This is a genomic window from bacterium, from assembly GCA_019637795.1.
Classification (GTDB): domain Bacteria; phylum Desulfobacterota; class Binatia; order HRBIN30; family CADEER01; genus JAHBUY01.
In genome coordinates this window covers 74,542-95,884 of sequence record JAHBUY010000007.1, presented here as the reverse complement: position 1 = coordinate 95,884, position 21,343 = coordinate 74,542, and the positions used below count along the sequence as shown (strand labels likewise).

Annotated in this window: 19 protein-coding genes; 13 read left to right on the top strand and 6 right to left on the bottom strand. The window is 72.6% G+C overall.

Going from position 1 to position 21,343, the window contains the following annotated elements:
• Positions 1-2: 2 nt before the first annotated feature.
• The 6 genes from KF840_22070 to KF840_22045 all read left to right on the top strand — a co-directional run bounded on the left by KF840_22070 (position 3) and on the right by KF840_22045 (position 7,105).
• The gene (locus KF840_22070; protein ID MBX3027594.1) at positions 3-2,249 is read left to right on the top strand and encodes an arylsulfatase; all 2,247 of its coding nucleotides are present in this window, start codon (positions 3-5) and stop codon (positions 2,247-2,249) included.
• 339 nt (positions 2,250-2,588) lie between these two features.
• Positions 2,589-3,785: an acyl-CoA dehydrogenase family protein gene (locus tag KF840_22065; GenBank protein ID MBX3027593.1), complete on the top strand. Its 1,197-nt coding sequence runs from the start codon at positions 2,589-2,591 to the stop codon at positions 3,783-3,785.
• 116 nt (positions 3,786-3,901) lie between these two features.
• Positions 3,902-4,582: a TetR/AcrR family transcriptional regulator gene (locus KF840_22060; GenBank protein MBX3027592.1), complete on the top strand. Its 681-nt coding sequence runs from the start codon at positions 3,902-3,904 to the stop codon at positions 4,580-4,582.
• A gap of 2 nt (positions 4,583-4,584) precedes the next feature.
• On the top strand, positions 4,585-5,694 hold the full coding sequence (locus KF840_22055; GenBank protein MBX3027591.1) for a ferritin-like domain-containing protein: 1,110 nt from the start codon (positions 4,585-4,587) through the stop codon (positions 5,692-5,694).
• Positions 5,691-6,434, top strand: coding sequence for an SDR family oxidoreductase (locus tag KF840_22050; protein ID MBX3027590.1), 744 nt, complete (start codon positions 5,691-5,693; stop codon positions 6,432-6,434). The genes KF840_22055 and KF840_22050 overlap by 4 nt, the downstream gene beginning before the upstream one ends.
• A gap of 266 nt (positions 6,435-6,700) precedes the next feature.
• Positions 6,701-7,105: a hypothetical protein gene (locus tag KF840_22045; GenBank protein MBX3027589.1), complete on the top strand. Its 405-nt coding sequence runs from the start codon at positions 6,701-6,703 to the stop codon at positions 7,103-7,105.
• Positions 7,106-7,175: 70 nt separating this feature from the next.
• Here KF840_22045 and KF840_22040 read toward each other — a convergent pair whose 3' ends face one another.
• Positions 7,176-7,946, bottom strand: coding sequence for a FadR family transcriptional regulator (locus tag KF840_22040; GenBank protein MBX3027588.1), 771 nt, complete (start codon positions 7,944-7,946; stop codon positions 7,176-7,178).
• Positions 7,943-8,899 (bottom strand): nitronate monooxygenase, encoded by a 957-nt coding sequence (locus KF840_22035; protein ID MBX3027587.1) that lies wholly within the window; start codon positions 8,897-8,899, stop codon positions 7,943-7,945. The genes KF840_22040 and KF840_22035 overlap by 4 nt, the downstream gene beginning before the upstream one ends.
• 181 nt (positions 8,900-9,080) lie before the next feature.
• Between KF840_22035 and KF840_22030 the strand changes: the two genes are divergently transcribed.
• The 6 genes from KF840_22030 to KF840_22005 all read left to right on the top strand — a co-directional run bounded on the left by KF840_22030 (position 9,081) and on the right by KF840_22005 (position 15,346).
• On the top strand, positions 9,081-10,085 hold the full coding sequence (locus tag KF840_22030; protein ID MBX3027586.1) for an LLM class flavin-dependent oxidoreductase: 1,005 nt from the start codon (positions 9,081-9,083) through the stop codon (positions 10,083-10,085).
• 129 nt (positions 10,086-10,214) lie between these two features.
• Positions 10,215-11,318, top strand: coding sequence for an LLM class flavin-dependent oxidoreductase (locus KF840_22025; GenBank protein ID MBX3027585.1), 1,104 nt, complete (start codon positions 10,215-10,217; stop codon positions 11,316-11,318).
• Positions 11,315-12,802 (top strand): acyl-CoA synthetase, encoded by a 1,488-nt coding sequence (locus KF840_22020; protein MBX3027584.1) that lies wholly within the window; start codon positions 11,315-11,317, stop codon positions 12,800-12,802. The genes KF840_22025 and KF840_22020 overlap by 4 nt, the downstream gene beginning before the upstream one ends.
• A gap of 55 nt (positions 12,803-12,857) precedes the next feature.
• A complete protein-coding gene (locus KF840_22015) occupies positions 12,858-13,868 on the top strand; it encodes a sulfotransferase (GenBank protein ID MBX3027583.1) in 1,011 nt (336 codons plus the stop codon).
• A gap of 51 nt (positions 13,869-13,919) precedes the next feature.
• Positions 13,920-14,891 carry an alpha/beta fold hydrolase gene (locus KF840_22010; protein MBX3027582.1) on the top strand — a complete coding sequence of 324 codons (972 nt, stop codon included), beginning with the start codon at positions 13,920-13,922 and terminating at the stop codon, positions 14,889-14,891.
• A 77-nt stretch (positions 14,892-14,968) separates the two neighbouring features.
• On the top strand, positions 14,969-15,346 hold the full coding sequence (locus tag KF840_22005; GenBank protein ID MBX3027581.1) for a hypothetical protein: 378 nt from the start codon (positions 14,969-14,971) through the stop codon (positions 15,344-15,346).
• Positions 15,347-15,430: 84 nt separating this feature from the next.
• Here the strand turns inward: KF840_22005 and KF840_22000 are convergent, their stop codons facing one another.
• The 4 genes from KF840_22000 to KF840_21985 form a co-directional block, all read right to left on the bottom strand.
• A complete protein-coding gene (locus KF840_22000; protein MBX3027580.1) occupies positions 15,431-15,985 on the bottom strand; it encodes a lipocalin family protein in 555 nt (184 codons plus the stop codon).
• 65 nt (positions 15,986-16,050) lie between these two features.
• The gene (locus KF840_21995) at positions 16,051-17,295 is read right to left on the bottom strand and encodes a 4Fe-4S dicluster domain-containing protein (protein ID MBX3027579.1); all 1,245 of its coding nucleotides are present in this window, start codon (positions 17,293-17,295) and stop codon (positions 16,051-16,053) included.
• 6 nt (positions 17,296-17,301) lie between these two features.
• The gene (locus tag KF840_21990; GenBank protein ID MBX3027578.1) at positions 17,302-18,621 is read right to left on the bottom strand and encodes an FAD-binding oxidoreductase; all 1,320 of its coding nucleotides are present in this window, start codon (positions 18,619-18,621) and stop codon (positions 17,302-17,304) included.
• Positions 18,618-20,045, bottom strand: a complete 1,428-nt coding sequence (locus tag KF840_21985; protein MBX3027577.1) for an FAD-binding protein — start codon at positions 20,043-20,045, stop codon at positions 18,618-18,620. The genes KF840_21990 and KF840_21985 overlap by 4 nt, the downstream gene beginning before the upstream one ends.
• A 103-nt stretch (positions 20,046-20,148) precedes the next feature.
• On the opposite strand from KF840_21985, the gene KF840_21980 reads away from it, so the two are divergent.
• Positions 20,149-21,324, top strand: coding sequence for an alanine--glyoxylate aminotransferase family protein (locus KF840_21980; GenBank protein MBX3027576.1), 1,176 nt, complete (start codon positions 20,149-20,151; stop codon positions 21,322-21,324).
• Positions 21,325-21,343: the final 19 nt, after the last annotated feature.

Here is a 21,343-nt window from a genome sequence, read left to right as displayed (position 1 = left end):
CCATGGCGGACTCCGCCGTTTCCTTTCCACCGCCGCGGCGACCGCCGGCCGGCGCGCCGAACGTGCTCCTCATCGTCCTCGACGACCTCGGCTTCGCCCAGCTCGGCTGCTTCGGCGGCGGCGTCGAGACCCCGGCCATCGACGCCCTGGCGGCGGACGGCCTGCGCTTCAACCACTTCCACGTCACCGCCCTCTGCTCGCCGACCCGCGCCTGCGTGCTCACCGGCCGCAACCACCACGCCGTCGGCATGGGCTTCCTCACCGACATTCCCATCGGGCTTCCCGGCTACAACGCGCGCATCCCGCGCAGCGCCGCCGCCCTGCCCCGCCTGCTGCGCGACGCCGGCTACAGCACCTTCGCGGTCGGCAAGTGGCACCTCGCGCCGCGCTGGGAGCAGTCGGCCTCGGGCCCGTTCGATCACTGGCCGCTCGGCCTCGGCTTCGAGCGCTACTACGGCTTCCTCAATGGCGACACCAACCAGTGGACGCCCGAGCTGGTGCGCGACAACGGCTTCCTCGAGCCGCCGCGCCGTCCCGAGGAGGGCTATCACCTCACCGAGGACCTCGCCGATCAGGCCATCCGCCTCATCCACGACCAGCGCCAGGCGACGCCGGCCAAGCCGTTCTTCTGCTACTTCGCGCCCGGCGCGATGCACGCGCCGCACCAGGCGCCGCGGCAGTGGATCGACCGCTTCGCCGGCCGCTTCGACGCCGGCTGGGAGGCCTTCCGCGCCGACACCTTCGCCCGTCAGCTCGCCACGGGCGTCGTCCCCGCCGGCACGACGCTGAGCGAGCGGCCGGCGTGGATCCCCGAATGGACCGCGCTGCCCGCCGATCAGCGGCGCCTCTACGCCCGCATGATGGAAGCCTTCGCCGGTTTCCTCGCCCACACCGACGCGCAGATCGGCCGCCTGCTCGCCTTCCTGGAGCGCGTCGACGCGCTCGACGACACCCTGGTCCTGCTGCTCTCCGACAACGGCGCCAGCGCCGAGGGCGGGCCGATCGGCTCCTTCAACGAGCACCGTTTCATCCACGATCGCGTCGACGAGCTCGACGACACGCTGCGCCGCATCGACGATCTCGGCGGCTTCCGCGCCTACAACCACTACGCCTGGGGCTGGGCCTGGGCCGGCAACACCCCGCTCCGCCTGTGGAAGCGCTATGCCTGGCTGGGCGGCGTGCGCACGCCGCTGATCGCCCGCTGGCCGCGGCGCATCGCCGACCGCGGCGCCATCCGGCCGCAGTTCTGTCACGCCGTGGACGTCATGCCGACGGTGCTCGAGGCCGCCGGCATCGCCGCGCCCGAGGTCGTCGACGGCGTCGCCCAGCAGCCGATCGACGGCGCCTCGCTGCTGCCGGTCCTCGAGTCGCCGGGCGCGCCGGCGCCGCGCCGCACCCAGTACTTCGAGATGCTCGGCAGCCGCGCCATCTACCACGACGGCTGGAAGGCGACGACCGACCACGTCGGCCCGCAGCTCACCGTCGAGCGCGAGCAGGTGTCGGGCAGCAGCGACTTCGACCAGGACCACTGGGCGCTGTTCGACCTCGGCACCGACTTCGCCGAGGCCCACGACATCGGCGCGCAGCACCCCGATCGGCTGCGCGCCCTGCAGGAGCTGTGGTGGGTGGAGGCGGGGCGCAACAACGTCCTGCCGCTGCTCGATTCGTTCCTCGGTCGCGCCAGCGCGCTCGAACCGGCGCCGTGGGGACCGCGCTGGCAGGCGGTGCTGCTGCCGGGCGGCGGGCCGGTGTCGGAGGACGCGTTGCCGCCCCTGGGGGGCGGCTTCCGGCTGCTCGCCGACGTCGAGGTCGCCGCCGGGAGCGGCGGCGTCATCTGCGCCCTCGGCGACTGGAGCAACGGCTGGGCGTTCTACCTCGTCGCCGGACGGCCGGTCGTCGCCTTCAACATCCTCGGCGAGCTCTTCCGCTTCACCGCGCCAGCGGCGCTGGCCCCCGGCCGGCACGCGCTGGTCGCCGAGTACCAGTGGGCGCGCACCGGCCGCACGCTGCACCTGTTCGTCGACGGCACCGCGGTCGCCGAGGGCCCGCTGCCGCGCCGCCTGCCGATGCGCTGGCAGATCGGCGGCGCCGGCCTGCTGATCGGCCGCGACCGCGGCTTTCCGGTATGCGACGACTACCAGCCTCCCTTCCCGTTCGCCGGCACCATCCACCGCGTCGTCATCGAGGTGCCGGCGCTCGCGCCCCCCGACGCCGCCCAGCTCACCGCGGCGGCGCTGCATCGCGAGTGAGCAGCGCCACCATCGCGGGCGGGTGATACGCGAGCCGTCGACGGGCGCGACCCAGCGATGACCGTCCCGCGGCTCCGACGCGGCGATCCACGGCGTTCTCGCCATGTTGCGCGCCGACCGGCCATGGCAGACCCCGCGCTGGGCGATGTCGATCCATCCGACGGTGTCGGAGCTGCTGCCGACCTGGCTGGTGGATCCGCGACCGGCGCCGTGAGCGCCCAGAACATCGAACACGGATGAGACGGCTCCGCACCGATCCGATCCGGGAGCATCCGTGACATCCGTGTCATCCGTGGTGTCCCTCTGTTAGAGACAGCGCCCGAACGAAGGAGGACGCGCGTGGACTTCGCCTATTCGCCCAAGGTCGTCGAGCTGCAGAAGAAGCTGCAGGCGTTCATGGACGAGCACATCTACCCGAACGAGGAGTTGGAAAAGCGGCAGATCGAGGCCAACCGCCTGGCGCAGCCGCCAATCATCGAGGAGCTGAAGAAGAAGGCGAAGTCGGCTGGGCTGTGGAACCTGTTCCTGCCCGAAAGCCAGCGCGGCGCCGGGCTCACCAATCTCGAGTACGCGCCGCTGTGCGAGATCATGGGCCGTTCCGGCATGGCGCCCGAGGTCTTCAACTGCGCCGCGCCGGACACCGGCAACATGGAGGTGCTCGAGCGCTACGGCACGGCCGAACACCAGCGGCAGTGGCTCGAGCCGCTGCTCGACGGCACCATCCGCTCGGCGTTCGCGATGACCGAGCCGGACGTCGCCTCCTCCGACGCCACCAACATCCGCTGCCAGATCCGCCGCGACGGCGACCACTACGTGATCAACGGCCGCAAGTGGTGGACGTCGGGCGTCATGCACCCGCACTGCAAGATCCTGATCGTCATGGGCCAGACCAACCCCGACGCGCCGCCGCATCAGCAGCAGTCGCAGATCCTGGTGCCCCGCGACACCCCCGGCGTCACCGTGCTCCGCCACCTGCCGGTGTTCGGCTACGACGACCTGCCGCACGGCCACGGCGAGGTGCTGTTCGAGGACGTGCGGGTGCCGGCCGCCAACATCCTGCTCGGCGAGGGGCGCGGCTTCGAGATCGCCCAGGGCCGCCTCGGCCCCGGCCGCATCCACCACTGCATGCGGGTCATCGGCGTCGCCGAGCGCGCCCTCGACGCGTTGTGCAAACGGGTCACGTCGCGCGTCGCCTTCGGCAAGCCGATCGCCGAGCAGACCGTCACCCTGGAGCGCATCGCCGAATCGCGCATCGCCATCGAGCAGGCGCGCCTGCTGACCCTCAAGGCCGCGTACATGATGGACACCGTCGGCAACAAGGTGGCGCGCAAGGAGATCGCGATGATCAAGGTCGCCGCCCCCAACATGGCGCAGAAGGTCGTCGACTGGGCCATCCAGGCGCACGGCGCGGCCGGCGTCTCCGACGACTTCTTCCTCGCCCGCGCCTACGCCAACACCCGCACCCTCCGCCTCGCCGACGGCCCGGACGAGGTGCACCGGAATCAGATCGGCAGGCTCGAGCTGCGCGAGCATTGATGGCGACGGCCGTGGGGCATCGCGGAGGCGGCGCCCCACGGCCGTGGCACCTGCCAGAAATCACTCGACAAGCCATTTCCTCTCATATACGAATCCGAATCGGATTCTGATTCGGGATGGCGAACGTCGCACAGCTCCGCACGGTCAGCGAGCCGAAGCAGGCGCGCAGCGAGGAGACGCTGCGCCGGCTGCTCAACGCGGCCGAGGAGCTGATCATCGAGAAGGGCCACCACGCCGTCTCGATCCCCGAGATCGCGCGCCGCGCCGGCTCCTCGGTGGGTGGCTTCTATGCCCGCTTTCGCGACAAGAACGAGCTGCTGCGCGCCCTCGAGGAACGCCACTTCCTCGAGCTGATGCAGCGGGTCGAGCGCCTCGCCGACGCGTCGCGCTGGGCCGACGCCGCGACCGCCACCATCGTCGAGGCGGCGGTCGCCGAGCTGGTGTCGATCACCCGCGAGCGGCGGCCGATCATCGCCGCCTTCCTGGTCAACGCGCTGCAGGATCCCGTCCTGCTCGAGGGCGGCCTGCGCTTCCGACGCACTGTCGAGGAGCGGTTGAGCGCCCTCTTCCTCACCCGCCGCGACGAGATGTCGCACCCCGATCCCGGGCTCGCCATCGAGCTCGCGATCCAGACCGCCTTCGCCATCATGCAGCAGCACGTCCTGATCGAGGAGACGCGCGCCCAGGGGCGTCCGCTCAGCGACGCCGAGCTGCGCCGCGAGCTGACCACCCTGGTGCTCCGTTACGTGGGCATCGAGCCGCGCCGCCACCCCGCGGCGCGCCATCGCCGGAGGTAAGCATGCAGTACACCCAGCACAATCCGTTGCCGCTCCCGAAGCAGGGCCCGGTGTTCGAGTCCGTGAAATCGACGATGGAGACCGTCTTCGACTGGCGCTACGCGCTCGAGAAGCGGAACCTGCTGACCCTGTACGAGAAGGGCAAGACGCTGGCCTGGAACGCCAACGACCTCGACTGGTCGATCGACGTGAACCTGGAGCGCATGGTCAAGGAGCGGGTCGCCAACGGCATGCCGGCGCTGATGAACACGCTGCTGGCGCCGCCCAGGGCGCTGAACGACGAGGAGGTCGTCACCTTCCAGCTCAACATCAACGCGTTCATGCTGTCGCAGTTCCTGCACGGCGAGCAGGGGGCGCTGCTGGCGACCGCCAAGATCGTGCAGGGCGTGCCCTGGGAGGAGGCGAAATTCTACGCCGCCAACCAGGTCGCCGACGAGGCGCGGCACGTCGAGGTGTACCACCGCTACCTGACCGAGAAGCTCGGCCTCTCCTACGAGTGCGTGCCGAGCCTCAACCGTCTGCTCGACGACATCATCACCGACAGCCGCTGGGACATCACCTTCCTCGGCATGCAGATCATGGTCGAAGGCCTGGCGCTGGCGGCGTTCGGGGTCACCCGCATGCAGATGATGGACGAGCCGTTGATCCAGGACCTGATCGGGCGGGTCATGCAGGACGAATCGCGCCACGTCGCCTTCGGCGTGCTGTCGCTGGCCGACCTGTACAGCAAGGAGATGAGCGCGGCGGAGCTGCGCGAGCGCGAGGAGTTCGTCATCGAGGCGACCCACCTGCTGCGCGAGCGCCTGTTGATCACGCCCGTCTTCGAACGCCTCGGCTGGGACACCAAGGTGTGGAACGACTGGTCGCAGCAGACGCCCTTCATGCGCGGCTTCCGCCAGATGATGTTCCAGAAGATCGTCCCCAACCTGAAGCGCCTCGGCCTGTTGACGCCGCGGGTCCGCGCCGCCTACGAGAAGCTCGACCTGCTGCAGTTCGAGCATCTGAAGGACTCGGTCGAGGACCCGGAGATGACCCCGCCGCAGGAGCTGGTGCAGTTGCTGGCCCAGTTCATGGCCAACGCCCCGCAGGGACAGCCGGCGGCCGCGCAATGAGCGATTCGGGCACGCTCGCCGGCCAGGTCGCCCTGGTCACCGGCTCGTCGAGCGGCATCGGCGAGGCGACCGCGCGCCGCCTCGCCGCCGCCGGCGCGGCGGTGGTGGTCAACTCCTCGACCTCGGTCGAGGCCGGCGAGCGGGTCGCGGCGTCGCTGCCGAACGCCATCTACCTGCAGGGCAGCGTCGCCGAGGAGGCGACCTGCCAGCGCCTGGTGGCGGAGACGGTGCGCCGCCTCGGCCGCCTCGACATCCTGGTCAACAACGCCGGCACCACGGCGCTCATCCCGCACGCCGACCTCGATGCGGTCACCGACGAGGTCTTCCGCCGCATCCTGGACGTCAACCTGCTCGGCACCTGGTACCTGAGCCGCGCCGCGCTGCCGGCGCTGCGCCAGAGCGACCGCGGCGTGATCGTCAACGTCACCTCGCTGGCCGGCGTCCGCCCGACCGGCAGCTCGATCCCGTACGCGGTGTCGAAGGCGGCGATCAACCACCTCACCCGCCTGCTCGCCCGCGTCGTCGGCCCGGTGCGCGTCAACGCCGTCGCCCCCGGTCTGGTGGCGACGCCCTGGACCAAGGACTGGGCACCGATCCATGCCGCCGTGCAGCACAGCGCGCCGCTCGCGCGCTCGGCGACCGCCGAGGACGTCGCCGACACCATCTACGGGGTGGTGATCTCCCGCTACATGACCGGCGAGGTCGTCGTCCTCGACGGCGGCCTCGGCCTCGTCAGCTAACCTCGATACGACAAGACACCTGCACCACGGAGGCACGGAGACACAGAGGGTGCAGCCTGGGAATGGCGGGTGGGCGCGATCCCTATGGCCATTGCTGATGGCGTTGGGGATCTCGCCCGCGAACCCTCTCTTGTCCAGGTTACTCCGTGTCTCCGTGCCTCCGTGGTGAAATGTTTTCGTCGCATCAAGGCTGACCCCGCGCCACTGGCGAGCGGCGCCGGGACTGTTAGCCTGTCGCTGTCCACCCCAGCGAGAGGAGGCCAGCGATGGCGACCAAGGCAGCGAAGAGGACGGTCCGCGGGCGCGCGACGGCGAAGCGCGCGCGCCCGGCGATGCCGCGCGAGGTCCGCGCCGCGTACGGCGAGATCCGCCAGGGCGTGCAGCATCTCGATCGCTCGATCGCCGACCTGCGCAAAGGGCTGCGGCGCGCCGAGACCAAGATCGAAGCCGATGCCCGGCGCCGCATCGCCGCCCTGCGCGCCGACGCGCGGGCGCAGATGAAGGCGCTGCAGGCGCGCCAGCGCGAGGCGGCGCGCAGCCTCGACCGCCTCGGCCGCGCCGCCGGCGAGTCGTGGAAGGACATCAAGCAGTCGGCCGACTCCATCCTCGGGGATGCCCGGCGCACGGCGGTGGCGGTCGCCCGGCGCTTCCAGCACGCCCTGAAGGCGTGAATCCCGCGGGGCGCCGCCGCCCCGCCTGCCTCCGCCTCGTGGCACGGACGACGGCGCGAGCGCGCCGCGCTCAGTCGCGGTAGTCCGACCAGCGCAGCGGGCGCGCCATCAGCTCGCCGTGCGCGCGGTCGAGGTACGCCAGCGACGCCCCGAAGAAGGCGCGGGTGAGATCGTAGGCGATCGCCGGCGCCCGCGCCTCGACGGCGGCGAGGATGTCGGCCATGCCGCGCAGGATGCGGCGGCGCTCGTCGGGGCGGTAGTCCCCGCCGGCGCCGTCGGAGATCCAGTGCAGTGCCGGGACGAGGAAGCGGAACAGCGGGTTGCCGCTGGCGTAGGCGAGGAGATCGTGGAAGCGGCGATTCTCCTCGGCGAAGCGCCGCGGGTCGGCGAGCGCCTCGCGCATCGCCGCCAGGCAGTCGCGCAGCGCGGTAATGTCGGCGGCGCTCGCCCGCTCGGCCGCCAGCGCGGCGATCCCGGGCTCCACCACCCAGCGGGTCTCGACGATGGCGCGGAAGCGCGCGCCGACGAACTGCAGCATCAGCGCCAGCGTGCTGGCGAAGTGGCGTCCGTCGGGCACCTGGATCACCGGCCCGCCGCCAGGCCCGGACTTGATGCGCAGCACCCCCTGCAGCTCGAGGTACCGCAGCGCTTCGCGCAGCGAGCCGCGGGCGACGCCGTAGCGCTCGACCATCTTCTGCTCGCCCAGCAGCTTGTCGCCGGCGCCGAGGCCGCGGCGGTGGATCTCGCGCGCGATCTCCTGGGCGAGGACGACCGCCGCCTTGCCGCGGCGCGCCTTGCCGCGCCGCGGCGGCGGCCGCCGTCGGGCCGGCGTGGCGCTCACGGCAGGTGCCCGAGCGCGCCGACCGTCTCCGCCGCCTGACGCAGGACGCGGCGCACGACGTCGCCGGCCGGGACGACGTCGGCGATGCCGCCAATCCCCTGCCCCGCCGGCATGCAGGTCCGCTGCGGGTCGGTGGCGTCGTCGTCGACGTAGTTGATCACCCCGGTCACGGCGCTGTGCAGCATCTGCTCGGGGAAGCGGCGGATGTTCTCCGGGTGCCGCTCCTGCTCCTCGACGTAGGGGTTGGTGATGACCCGCATCGGCTTGCCCGAGTAGCAGCGCGTCACCACCGTCTCGCTGCCGCGCGCGGCGACGATCCGCTCCTTGAACTGGCGCGCCGCCCGCGCCTCGGTGGTGGCGATGAACCGCGTCCCCATCCACACCCCCTGGGCGCCGAGCGCCAGCGCCGCGACGAAGCCCCGGCCGTCGACGATCGAGCCGGCGCCGAGGACCGGAATGCGCACCGCGTCGACCGTCTGCGGGATCAGCGCCATGGCGGCGACGCGGCCGGTGTGCCCGCCCGCCTCGGTGCCCTGCGCCACCACTACGTCGCAGCCCGCCTGCTCGGCCTTGCGCGCGTGCTCGACCGTGCCGCACATCGACACCACCTTGACGCCGCCGGCGTGACAGCGGCCGATCACCGGGCCGGGAATGCCCAGCCCGGCGATGAACGCCGTCGCCCCCTCCTCGATGATGACGTCGATCGCCGCCTCCACCTGATCGGGGAGCGCCTGCAGCAGGTCGACTCCGAAGGGCTTGTCGGTCAGCGCCTTCACCCGGCGCATCTCGTCGCGGATGCCCTCCGGCGCCGCACCGACCATGCCGAGCGTGCCGAAGCCCCCCGCTTCCGACACCGCGGCGCAGACCTCGGCGTAGGCCACCTGCCCCATGCCGGCGAGGAAGATCGGGTGGCGAATGCCGAACAGATCGCAGATCGGGGTGTGGAATCGCATGCGCGGGCTCCTCGCTTTTCGCTTGCCGCCGGCGGGCGGGGTTGGCTAGGAGACTACGAATCCCTGATCAGAGATTCAATCTCGTCGACGCGCGGCCTCGTCCCGGCCCTCGGGTGCGCCAGGCGCGGGCGAGGCGCGCGAGCGCCGACGAGCAGAGAAGACGGGGGACGGGAGACGAGACATGCGACGCGGACTGATCCTCACCGCCGGCTCGACGCGCGGCAATCTCGCGCTGGCGCAGGCGGCGGAGCGCGCCGGTTTCGACGCGGTGTTCTCGGTCGAGTTCTTCAACCAGCACGCCTTCGCGGTGCTGGGCGCGATCGCCGCCACCACCTCCCGCATCACGCTCGGCACCGGCATCGCCAACGCCTTCACCCGCTCGCCGATGGTGCACGCGACCGCCGCCATGGACCTCGACGAGCTCTCGGGCGGCCGCATGGTGCTGGGCCTCGGCAGCGGCACCGCGCGCATGAACACCGACTGGTGGGGCATGCCGTTCGAGAAGCCGGCGGCGCGGATGAAGGAGCTGATCGAGCTGCTGCGCGCCGCCTTCGCCGCCGCCAACGGCTTCGGCTTCCGCTTCACGGGGCGCTTCTGGGATCTCAGGATTCCCGTCTTCATGCGCCCGGGGGCCCGCCCCGATCTGCCGATCTGGACCGCGGCGGTGAACCCGCCGATGATCCGCAGCGCCGGCGCCGCCGCCGACGGCCTGGTCGGCCATCCGATCGCCACGCGCCGCTGGCACCGCGAGGTCACGCTGCCCACCCTGCGCCGCGCCGAGGCCGCCGCCGGCCGCGCCAGCGGCAGTTGCCGCCTGGTGCCCTACGTGATGACCTCGCTCCATCCCGACCGCGCCGTCGCCGTGCAGGACGCCAAGCAGCAGATCGGCTTCTACTACACGGTCAAGGTCTACCACACGATCCTGCAGTTCCACGGCCTGCCCGAGGTCGCCGCCGCCTGCCGCGCCGCCCTCGCCGGCTTCGACGTCGCCGCCATGGCCGCCGCCATCCCCGACAGCCTGGTCGACGAGATCGCCATCGCCGGCCCGCCCGACGAGGCGCGCGACCGCCTGGCGCAGTGGACCGGCCTCTGCGACGAGGTCCTCTTCTACGCCCCGTCGATCGGCGTTCCCCCCGAGCGGCTGCGGGAGAACAACCAGCGCATCCTCGAGGTGTTCGGCCACTAGCCCGGCAGGCGATCGGCGCCCGGTCACCGCAACCGATCGCTGCCCGTCCAGCGACGCGCGTCGTCGCATCGCCGACCGGCCACCGGTTCCTGATCACGGCGCACGGATTTTCTGCTAGAGGAGGCCCCCATGGACGTCGGACTCGCGATCATCTTCCAGGGCACCGACCACGGCCGCAGCGACCTCGAAGTGTACCAGCAGGAGCTGCGGCTCGGCGGCATGGCCGAAGCGCTCGGGTTCCAGTCGATCTGGGGCGTCGAGCACCACTTCACCGACTACACGATGTGCCCCGACGTGCTGCAGATGCTGGCCTACTTCGCGGCGCGCAGCGAGACGCTGCTGCTCGGCACCATGGTGGTCGTGCTGCCGTGGCACAATCCGATGCGGGTCGCCGAGGAAGTGGCGATGCTGGACGCGATGTCGAACGGCCGCGTCATTCTCGGCGTCGGCCGCGGCCTGGGGCGGATCGAGTTCGAGGGCCTCGGGGTCGACATGAACAGCAGCCGCGAGCGCTTCACCGAGGCGGCGGAGATGATCCTCACCGGCCTCGAGCGCGGCTGGTGCGAATACGACGGCACCTACGTGAAGCAGCCGCGGCGCGACATCCGGCCGCGCCCGCACACCACCTTCCGCGGCCGCAGCTACGCCGCCGCCGTGTCCACCGAGTCGTTCCCCATCGTCGCCCGCCTCGGCCTCGGCCTGCTGATCATTCCCCAGAAGCCGTGGGACCTCGTCGCCGACGAGCTCGCCACCTATCGCCGCGTCCACGCCGAGGTGACCGGCATCCCCGCGCCGGCGCCGATCGTCGCCGGCTGGACGTTCTGCGACGAGGATCCGGCGCGGGCCCGCGCCATGGCCGAGCGCTACATCGGCGGCTACTGGAAGAGCGTCGTCGAGCACTACGAGTTCCTCGACACCCACCTGCAGCAGACCAAGGGCTACGAGGGCTACGGCCGCATGCAGGAGATCGTCGGCGCGCCGGGCGGCGTCGACGCCATGACCGAGTTCTTCCTCAACCTGCAGGTCTGGGGCACGCCCGAGCAGTGCTACGAGAAGATCCTCGAGATCCGCAATCTCACCGGCGCCGCCGCGTACAACGGCGTGTTCAGCTACGCCGGCATGCCCTACGAGGACGCGGAGCGGTCGATGCGCCTGTTCGCCCGCACCGTGCTGCCGCGCCTGCAGGCGCTCGACGACGTGCCGCTCGGCGTGCCGCGCCCCAACGCGGCGTGATCCCGCTCGTCGCCCGCGCCGCCGCGCATGCCGGCCGCCGCGCGCTGATCGCCGCCGACGGCACCTGGCGCTACGAGCATCTGCTCGCCGCCTCGGCGCGCGTCGCCGGGGGACTGCTCGACGGCCGCGGCGACCTCGCCGAGGCGCGCGTCGCCTACCTCGTCGCCCCCACCTGCGCCCACGTCGCCGTCCAGTGGGGCATCTGGCGCGCCGGCGGCATCGCCGTGCCGCTGTGCACGAGTCATCCGGCGCCGGAGCTGGCCTATGCGGTCGACGAGGCGCAGGCGACCATCCTCGTCGCCGACGACGTCCACCATCCGCGCCTGGCGCCGCTCGCCGCCGAGCGCGGCCTGCGCCTGTTGCGCACCGACGCCCTGCTGGCAGCGCCCGCCGGCGCCCTGCCCGACGTCGCCGAGGCGCGCCGGGCGCTGATCCTCTTCACCTCCGGCACCACCAGCAAGCCGAAGGGCGTGGTCACCACCCACGCCGGCCTGGCGGCGCAGATCGCATCGGTGGTCGGCGCCTGGGAGTGGTCGGCCGACGACCACATCCTGCACGTGCTGCCGCTGCACCACCTGCACGGCATCCTCAACCTGCTCTGCGCGGCGCTGTGGTCCGGCGCCACCTGCGAGCTGCAGAACGGCTTCGACGCCGCCGCGGTGTGGCAGCGCATCGCCGCCGCCGACGGCCTCACCCTGTTCATGGCGGTGCCCACCATCTACGCCCGCCTGCGCGGCGCCTGGGACAGCGCCCCGCCGGCGCAGCGCGCGGCGATGAGCGCCGGCTGCCGCCGCCTGCGCCTCATGGTCTCCGGCTCGGCGGCCCTGCCCGTCGCCCTGCTCGACGCCTGGCGCCGGATCAGCGGCCACACGCTGCTCGAGCGCTACGGCATGACGGAGATCGGCATGGGCCTCGGCAATCCGCTGCACGGCGAGCGCCGGCCCGGCCATGTCGGCGCGCCGTTCCCCGGCATCGAGGTGCGGCTGGTCGACGACGCCGGCGCCGTCGTCGGCGACGACACCCCGGGCCAGATCCAAGTGCGCGGCCCCGGCGTCTTCCACGAGTACTGGCAGCGCCCGGACGAGACCCGCGCCGCCTTCACCGCCGACGGCTGGTTCAGGACGGGCGACATCGCCGTGCGCGAGCGCGGCAGCTACCGCATCCTCGGCCGCGACTCGATCGACATCATCAAGACCGGCGGCTTCAAGGTCTCGGCGCTGGAGATCGAGGAGGTGCTGCGCGCCCACCCCGCGATCGCCGAGTGCGCGGTGGTCGGCGTCGCCGACGACGAGTGGGGCCAGCGCGTCGCCGCCGCCGTGATCCTCCGCCCCGGGGAGACCCTGACGCTGGAGCCCCTGCGCGCCTGGGCCAAGGAGCGCCTTGCGCCGTACAAGGTCCCGACGCTGCTGCGCCTCGCCGACGACCTCCCGCGCAATCCGATGGGCAAGGTGGTCAAGCCGCAGGTCGCGCGGCTCTTCGACTGACAGTCGCCCCTGGCGTTCTTGGCGGCCATCTCCGTCGCTGGTAGGGTCGCCGATCGTGGAAGACAAGGTCATCTTCGTCATCGGCCCGCCGCGTTCGGGGTCCACCCTGCTGGCGCGCATGATCGGCGCCCATTCGCTGATCATGGGGCGGCCGGAGCCGCATCTGCTGACGCCGCTCGCCCATCTCGGGTACTACGCCAGGGTCGACAAGGCGCCCTACGACGCCGTCCTCGCCGCCGAGGCGCAGCGCGAGTTCGTCGCCGCCCTGCCGGGCGGCGAGCAGGACTACATCGACGCCTGCCGCGCCTACTGCGACACGCTCTACCTGCGGATGCTCGCGACCCGGCCCGAGAAGCAACGCTTTCTCGACAAGACGCCGGCCTACGGCCTGATCCTCGACTTCCTCGCCAGGATCTATCCGCGCGCGCGCTACGTCGTCCTCACCCGCCATCCGCTGGCGGTATTCAGCTCCTACGCGGAGTCCTTCTTCAACGGCGACTACGCGGCCGCCCACGCCTACAACCCGCTGCTCGAGCGCTACGTACCGGCGATCGCCAGCTTCCTGCGCGCCCGGCCGGTGCCGCTCTACCACGTCGTGTACGAGCGCCTGGTCGCCGATCCGGAAGCGACGATGGCCGAGATCTTCGCCTTCCTGGGCGTGCCCAACGAGCCGCAGGCGGTGGAGTACGGCAAGCAGGAGCCCGCCGCACAGGGCCTCGGCGATCCGATCGGCGTCAAGAAGCACAGCCGTCCGAGCACCGAGTCGATCGACAAGTGGGCGCTCGAGATCGCCTCGTCCCCCGACCGCCTCCGCCTCTGCCAGGAGATGATCGCGCGCCTCGATCCCGCCGACCTCGCGACCTGGCAGCATCCGCTCGACGACCTGTGGGCGCCCCTCGCCGCCGTCGCCGGCGCGGCCGCCGCGCCGCGGCGGAAGACCTTCGACCGCTACCGCCTCGAGCGCATGCTCATCGTCCGCGGCCGCGCCCTGGTGCGGCGCTCGTCGCTGCTGCGGCGCTGCCTGGGAACGGTCCGCCTCGGGGCGGACGTCCTACTGCGCGAATAGACGCACGGGCATCTGGCAATCCCCACCCGTCCGGGGGTACGAGTGAGCCAGATGGACAGACCCACCGACCAGGCGAGAGCGTCGCACTGGCTGGGGCGCCTCCTCGTTCCGCTGCTCTTCTTCGTGCCGCTGCCGGCTCGCGCCGCCAACCCGACCGGGACCGCGCGGCCGAACACGCCCACCGCCCGGTACGGCGCCAACCCCGCCGCCGGCGGCACCTTCACCCACGACGGCGTGAAGCTCTACTACGAGACCTACGGCACCGGAGAGCCACTGCTCCTGCTGCACGGCAACGGCGGCAGCATCGCCGACCTCGGCGCCCAGATCGACTACTTCCGCCGCCATTACCGGGTGATCGCCATGGACAGCCGCGATCACGGCCTCTCCGACGATGGGCCGGACCCCCTCACGTACGAGGACATGACGGATGATCTCGCGGCGCTGCTCGACCGGCTGCGGATCCGCAAGGCCAACGTCATCGGCTGGAGCGACGGCGGCATCGAAGCGCTGCTGCTCGCCATCCGGCATCCAAAGCGGGTGCGGAAGATCGTCGCCGTGTCGGCCAATCTGACCCCTGACGCCATCGACCCCGACGCCATCGCCACCCTGCGCGAAATGGTCGATTCCATCTCCGACGCCGAGCGCCAGACCGCCGCCGGCCGCCGGGCGCTGACGCTGACGCGGCTGATGCTCGACGAGCCGCACATCGACCTGACCGCCCTCGAGGCCATCCGCGCCCCCACCCTGGTGTTGGCCAGCGACCACGACGTCATCGTCGGCGAGCACACCGTCGCGATCCATCGCCACCTGCCCAACAGCCAGCTCGCCATCTTCCCGGACGCGACCCACAGCGTGCCGATGGACAATCCGGCGCTCTTCAACGCCACCGTCGACCTGTTCCTGCACGCTCCCTTCGTTCACAAGGACCGCATCAGCCAGGCGCTGCAGATCCTGGACACCCTGCACGCCCCGACACCACAACCCGACCACGCCCGGCTGAGCGCCGCGCCCAGTCACCCGTGACCGCCGCCCGCGACGCGGCCGCGCATGCGCGCGGCGCCGGTGTCGTTTTCGCCCGCGCCGCGTGCCAAGTTGCGCCGATGGATGCGAACGAGGGGCCGGATCTCCTGTCGCCGGCGTGGTGGGACGCGGCGGTGGAGGCGTGGAATGCGAGCGGTCACACGGCGCACCTGGCGCGCTTCGGAACCGCGGTGTTCCGTCTCAGCGATGCGCCGGCGCCGGGCATCTGGATGCACTGGGACAGCCACGGCCGGGTCGAACGCCGCCCCGGCGGCCGGAGGGACGATCCCGATTTCTCGGCGACGCGGCAGGACTGGATCGACTTCTTCGCCGGCCGCTTCGGCTACGGAATGGGCGTGCTGCGCTTCAAGATCCGCTTCCGCGGCCCGGTGCGCCGCGTGCTCCCCTACACCCGCGGCATCAACGCCTTCGCGCGCGTCTGCCGGTCGCTGCTCTGAGCGCCTCGGAGGCGCGCTCAGCCGGTCGCGGGCGTCCACCGGCTGGCCGTGGAGGCCGGCGGGCGGCCACGCCCTGGCCCCGTCTCACGGTCCGGCGCGCTGGGGCACGCGCTGGATCCGGTCGACGTCGTAGCCCATGGCGCCCACCCGGCTGACCAGCGCCGCATAGCGGTCCTCGCCGATCGTCGGGGTGCGCGCCATGATCCAGACGTAGTCGCGGGCGCTGCGGGCGATGATCGTCTCGGTGTACGCCGGATCGACGTGCGCGATGACGAATTCCGCCTCGATCGGCCAGACGAACTGCATGCCCCAGACCGCATTGTTCGTGCCGGGGACGACGAAGCCGCGCGGCCGCATGCGCTTCTCGGGACCGTCCAAAGCCCCCGCGTTGAACGTGAACGTCGTCTGGATCGTGCCGTCGTCGTCGAGCGCGTAGGACTCCACCGCGTTGCAGGCTCCCTGTTCGAACCAGGTGGGAATGACGCCGATCACGTACCAGTCGCCCATGAAGCGCGGCAGGTCCACCTCCGGCGCCATCGGCACCGTCACGTCCCGCGCCGACACGCTGCAGCCGCCGAGCAGCGCCGCCAGGGCCGCCAGCGCCCCTCGCCCGGCGCGCCGCGTCGCACACCATGCCATCCGTTCCACCTCGCTTCCGAGGACGATACCAGCGGCGGCCAGCTCGTCCATGGGGCGCGGCGCGATCAGGCGTCGTCCAGCAGCTCGACCGGGTGGACGACGCGCACCGTCGAGCCGCGGGCCTTCAGGCCGGCGGCGATCTGCAGCGCGCAGCCGGGGTTCGCGACCGCCACGACCTCGGCCCCGCTGGCGAGGATGTGGTCGATCTTGCGTTCGCGCAGGCGGCGCGCCATCGCCGGCTCGGTGAGATTGTAGCTGCCGGCGCTGCCGCAGCAGACCTCCGATTCGGCCAGCTCGACGAGCTCCAGGTTCGGCACCCGCGCCAGCAGGCGGCGCGGCGCCTGGCGCACGCCCTGGGCGTGCGCCAGGTGACAGGCGTCGTGATAGGTGACGCGGCGCGCCATCGCCGATGCCGATGCCGCGGCGCCGATCGCGTCGAGCACCTCGGTGACGTCGCGCACCCGCTCGGCGAAGCGCTCCGCGCGCTCGCGGTAGCGGGCATCGTCGGCGAGCAGCGCGCCGTACTCCTTCAACGACGAACCGCACCCCGCCGCGGTCACCACCACCGCGTCGAGCGACCCGGGAAAGGCGTCCACCAACCGCCGCGCCAGGGCGCGCGCCGCCGCGCGCTCGCCGCCGTGCAGGTGCAGCGCGCCGCAGCAGCCCTGCGCCGGCGGCACGACGACCGCCGCGCCGTTGGCGGTCAGCAGCCGCACCGCGGCGGCGTTGACGTGTGCGAACAGCTCGCCGGCGACGCAGCCGGTCACCAACCCGACCCGCAGCCGCTCGTGCCCGCGCGCCGGGAAGAACGACCCGTCGGGCATCGCCCCGGCAGCGGCCGGCAGCAGCTCCGCGCCGTCGATCCGCCGCGCGATCAGCGGCCAGAGGCGGAGCCGCCGCGCCAGAGCAGCGAGGGCCAGCAGCGCGCGCACCCGCCGCCGGTAGGGGAAGGTCGCCAGGACCAGCCGGTGCCGCAGGCGCGCGCCCCACGGGCGGGTCGCCTGTCGGTTCAGGTGGACGCGCGCGTCCTCGATGATCCGGCCGTAGCGGACGCCCGATGGACAGGCGCTCTCGCAGGCGCGGCAGCCGAGGCAGAGATCGAGGTGGCGCACCACCTCGGCGTCGATCCCCAGGGTGCCGTCCTCGAGGGCGCGGATGAGATGGATGCGGCCGCGCGGCGAGTCGGCTTCGCTGCCCAGCTCGAGATACGTCGGGCAGGCGTCGAGGCAGAGACCGCAGTGCACGCAGGCGCCGAGCAGCGCCGGATCCGCCACCCGCCCCGCGCCGCCGATCGTCTCGCTCGCTTCCATCCCGCCTCAGATGCCGCCGACGAAGCGCCCCGGGCTGAAGAGGCCGTCGGGGTCGAGCGCCGCTTTCACCCGCCGCATGACGGCAAGCGCCGGCGCGTCGAATCCCCACGGGTCGAGGCGCTCGCCGAGCTCGCCGGGAATCGCCTCGTACACCGCCCAGCCGCCGCCGCGCAGCGCCGCGGCGCGCGCCGCCGCGGCGACTCCCTGCAACGCCGCCTCGTCGGGCGCGCCGAGCAACTGGCACCAGGCGACCCCGTTGCCGGCATGCGCGGCGATCTCCGCCACGACGCCGGCCCGCCGCGCCGCCGTCTCGATCTCGGCCAGCACCGGCGGCAGCGCCGTCGGCAGGACGCCGACCCGGATCACCAGCGCATCGTCGTCCGCCGGCTGCGAGAACTCGCGCAGCGCGCGCAGCAGCGCGTCGCCCCGTTCCGGCGCGTGGCGGACGGCGGCGCCGCCGGACAGCGCCGCCAGGCGCCGCTCCTGCTCGTCCAGGTGCGGTGGCGAGCCGGCGACGCCGATCAGCACCGAGGCGCCGCTGTCGAGGCCGAGGGCCTCCGCCGCCGATTCGTTCACCGCTTCCAGCAGGACCGGTTGCACGTCGCTCGCCATCACCGCCTGGGCGCGCGCCAGCGCCGCCGCCAGGGTCGGCGCGGTCCACTCGCCGAGCGCCAACGCCGCCGCCCGCGGCCGCACCTTGAAGGTCGCCTCGACGAGCACCCCGAGGGTGCCGAAGGAGCCGGCGAACAGCCGCGGCAGATCGTAGCCGGCGACGTTCTTCACCACCTGGCCGCCGCCGCGCACCACGGCGCCGTCCGCCATGACGGCGCGGACGCCGATCAGCCAGTCGCGCACGCCGCCGTAGCCCAGGCGCAGCGGCCCGTTGCGATCGGCGGCGATCAGGCCGCCCACCGTCATCGCCTCGGCGCGCGGCGGGTCGAGCGGCAGCCACTGACCGGCCGCGGCGAGCGCGGCGTCGAGCGCCGCGACGGTGGCGCCGCACTCGACGCGCACCGTCATGTCGCCGGCGTCGTGGGCGAGGACGCGCCCCATCTGCCGCGTGCTCAGCGCCAGGTGCGGCGCCCGCGACCGCCAGCCGATCCGCAGGTGGGTTCCGTTGCCGGCCGGCACCACCGCCAGCCCGGCGCGGCGGGCGGCGTCGATCGCCGCCACGACGCCGGGGATGTCCGCCGGCTCGACGACGCACTCCGGCGCGCCGCCGGCGGCGGCGAAGCGGAACTTGGCGTCGAAGTCCGGCCGCACCGCGTCGCCCAGCGCCTCGCGCAGCGCCGCCGTCGCGTCGCCGCCCGGGCGATCGCCGTTCATGCCGGCACCTGGCGGCGCGGCCGCGTCACCTCGACGCAGGCGCCGGGGGTGGGAAAGATCTTGCCCGGATTGCAGCGCTGCTCGGGGTCGAAAGCGGCGCGCAGCGCCTGCATGGCGCGCAGATCCTGGGGCGCGAAGAGCAGCGGCAGCTCGTTGATCTTCTCGACGCCGATGCCGTGCTCGCCGGTGATGCTGCCGCCGAGATCGACGCAGGCGCGCAGGATCTCGTGCCCGGCGGCGATCACCCGCCGCACCTCGTCGGCGTCGCGCTCGTCGTAGAGCAGGATGGGATGGATGTTGCCGTCGCCGGCGTGGAACACGTTGGCGATGCGCAGGCGATGGCGCGCCGCGACGCCGGCGATGGCGCGCAGGATGTCGGGCACCTTGGTGCGCGGCACGACGCCGTCCTGGGTGCAGTAGTTCGGCGCCAGGCGGCCGACCGCGCCGAAGGCGCGCTTGCGGCACTTCCACAGCGCCGCCCGCTCGGCCTCGTCGCGCGCCACCCGCACCTCGCGCGCGCCCTGGGCGTGGCAGACGTCGGACGCCGCGCGCGCCTGCTGGTCGAGCTCGGCGCCCGCGCCGTCGAGCTCGATGAGCAGCACCGCGCCGGCGTCGGTCGGCAGCCCGACCTGGAACGCCGCCTCGACGGCGGCGATCATGAGCTGGTCCATCATCTCCAGCGCCGCCGGGACGATGCCGGCGGCGATGATCCCGGAGACCGCCTGGCACGCCGCGTCGACGGTCGCGAACACGCCGAGCAGTGTGCGCACGCCCTCCGGCGTCCGGGTGAGGCGCAGGGTGGCGCGCGTCACCAGTCCCATGGTGCCCTCGGCGCCGATCACCAGGCCGCGCAGGTCGTAGCCGGGCACGTCCTCCACCGCGCCGCCGAGCGTCACCACCTCGCCGTCGGGCAGCACCAGCTCCAGCCCGAGCACGTGGTTGGTGGTGACCCCGTATTTCAGCGTGTGCGGACCGCCGGAGTTCTCGGCGACGTTGCCGCCGATGGTGCAGGCCGACTGGCTCGACGGATCGGGGGCGTAGAAGAGGCCGTGGCGCGCGACGGCGCGCGACACGGCGAGGTTCACCACCCCCGCCTCGACGACGGCGCGCCGGTTGGCGAGGTCGATGGACACGATCTGCCGCAGGCGGCTGGTGCAGATCATCACCGGCGCCGCGACCGGCAGGCAGCCGCCGGAGAGCCCGGTGCCGGCGCCGCGCGGCACGAAGGCGACGCCGTGCCGGTGCAGCAGCCGCACCACCGCCGCCACCTCCTCCGGCGTGCGCGGCAGCACCACCACCTCGGGGACCCGCCGCTCCAGCGTCCAGCCGTCGCATTCGTAGACCCGCGCCGCCGACCCGCGCGCGATCACGCCGTCGCCGCCGACCAGCTCGATCAATCCGTCCACGATCCGCGGCGCCAGCATCGCCCCCTGGAAAACACAGATGGACGCCGATGGCCACAGATGGACACCGGCCCGGCCGCGCTCACCGGTGGTCATCCGCGCGCATCTGTGTTTTGCCTGGCCGATGCCGATCACCGTCCCGCCTCGCATCCTCCTCGGTCCGGGACCGAGCAACGTCCACCCGCGCGTGCTGAACGCCATGGCCACGCCGCTGATCGGGCATCTCGATCCGGCCTTCATCGCGCTCATGGAGGAGACCAAGCGGCTCCTGCGGGCGACGTTCCGCACCGAGAACGCGCTGACCCTGCCGATCTCGGCCACCGGCTCGGCGGGCATGGAGGCGTGCCTGGTCAATCTCCTGGAGCCCGACGACGTCGCCATCGTCGGCGTCAACGGCGTCTTCGGCACCCGCATGGTGGACATCGTCCGTCGCTGCGGCGCCCGGCCGGTCGCGGTCGAGGCGCCGTGGGGTCGGGTGATCGAGGCCGAGGACATCGCCGCCGCGCTGCGCAACCATCCCGGCGCCAAGCTGGTGGCGCTGGTGCACGCCGAGACCTCGACCGGCGCCTGGCAGCCGGTCGAGGAGATCGCGCCGCTGGTCCGCGCCGCCGGCGCGCTCCTGGTGCTCGACACCGTCACCTCGCTCGGCGGCTGCCCGGTGCGCATCGACGAGTGGCAGGTCGACGCCGCCTACAGCGGCACGCAGAAATGCCTGAGCTGTCCGCCCGCCCTGGCACCGCTCACCTTCGGGCCGCGCGCCCTCGAGGTCCTGCGCGCCCGGCGCACGCCGGTGCAGAGCTGGTACCTCGACCTGACGATGATCGAGAAATACTGGGGCGACGAGCGCGTGTATCACCACACCGCGCCGATCACCATGAACTACGCGCTGCTGGAAGCGTTACGGCTGGTGCACGAGGAGGGGCTGGAGGCGCGGTGGCGTCGGCATCAACGTCACCACGAGGCGTTGCAGGCGGGCCTCGCGGCGCTCGGCCTCGAGCTCGCGGCGCAGGCGGGGCGTCGGCTGTGGATGCTCAACAGCGTGACGATTCCGGACGGGGTGGACGATCTGGCGGTGCGCAGGGGATTGCTGGAGGAATTCCAGCTCGAGATCGGCGGCGGGTTGGGTCCGCTGAAGGGGAAAGTGTGGCGGATCGGCCTGATGGGCGAATCGAGCACGGCGGCCAACGTGCTCCTGGTGTTGCACGCGCTGGAACGGGTGCTACCGCGCTGCGGCCACGCGCTCTCCGCCGGCGCCGGCGTGTCCGCCGCGGCGGCGCGTCTGGAGGGCGCCGCGTCGTGAGAGGGACTTGAGGGAGGCG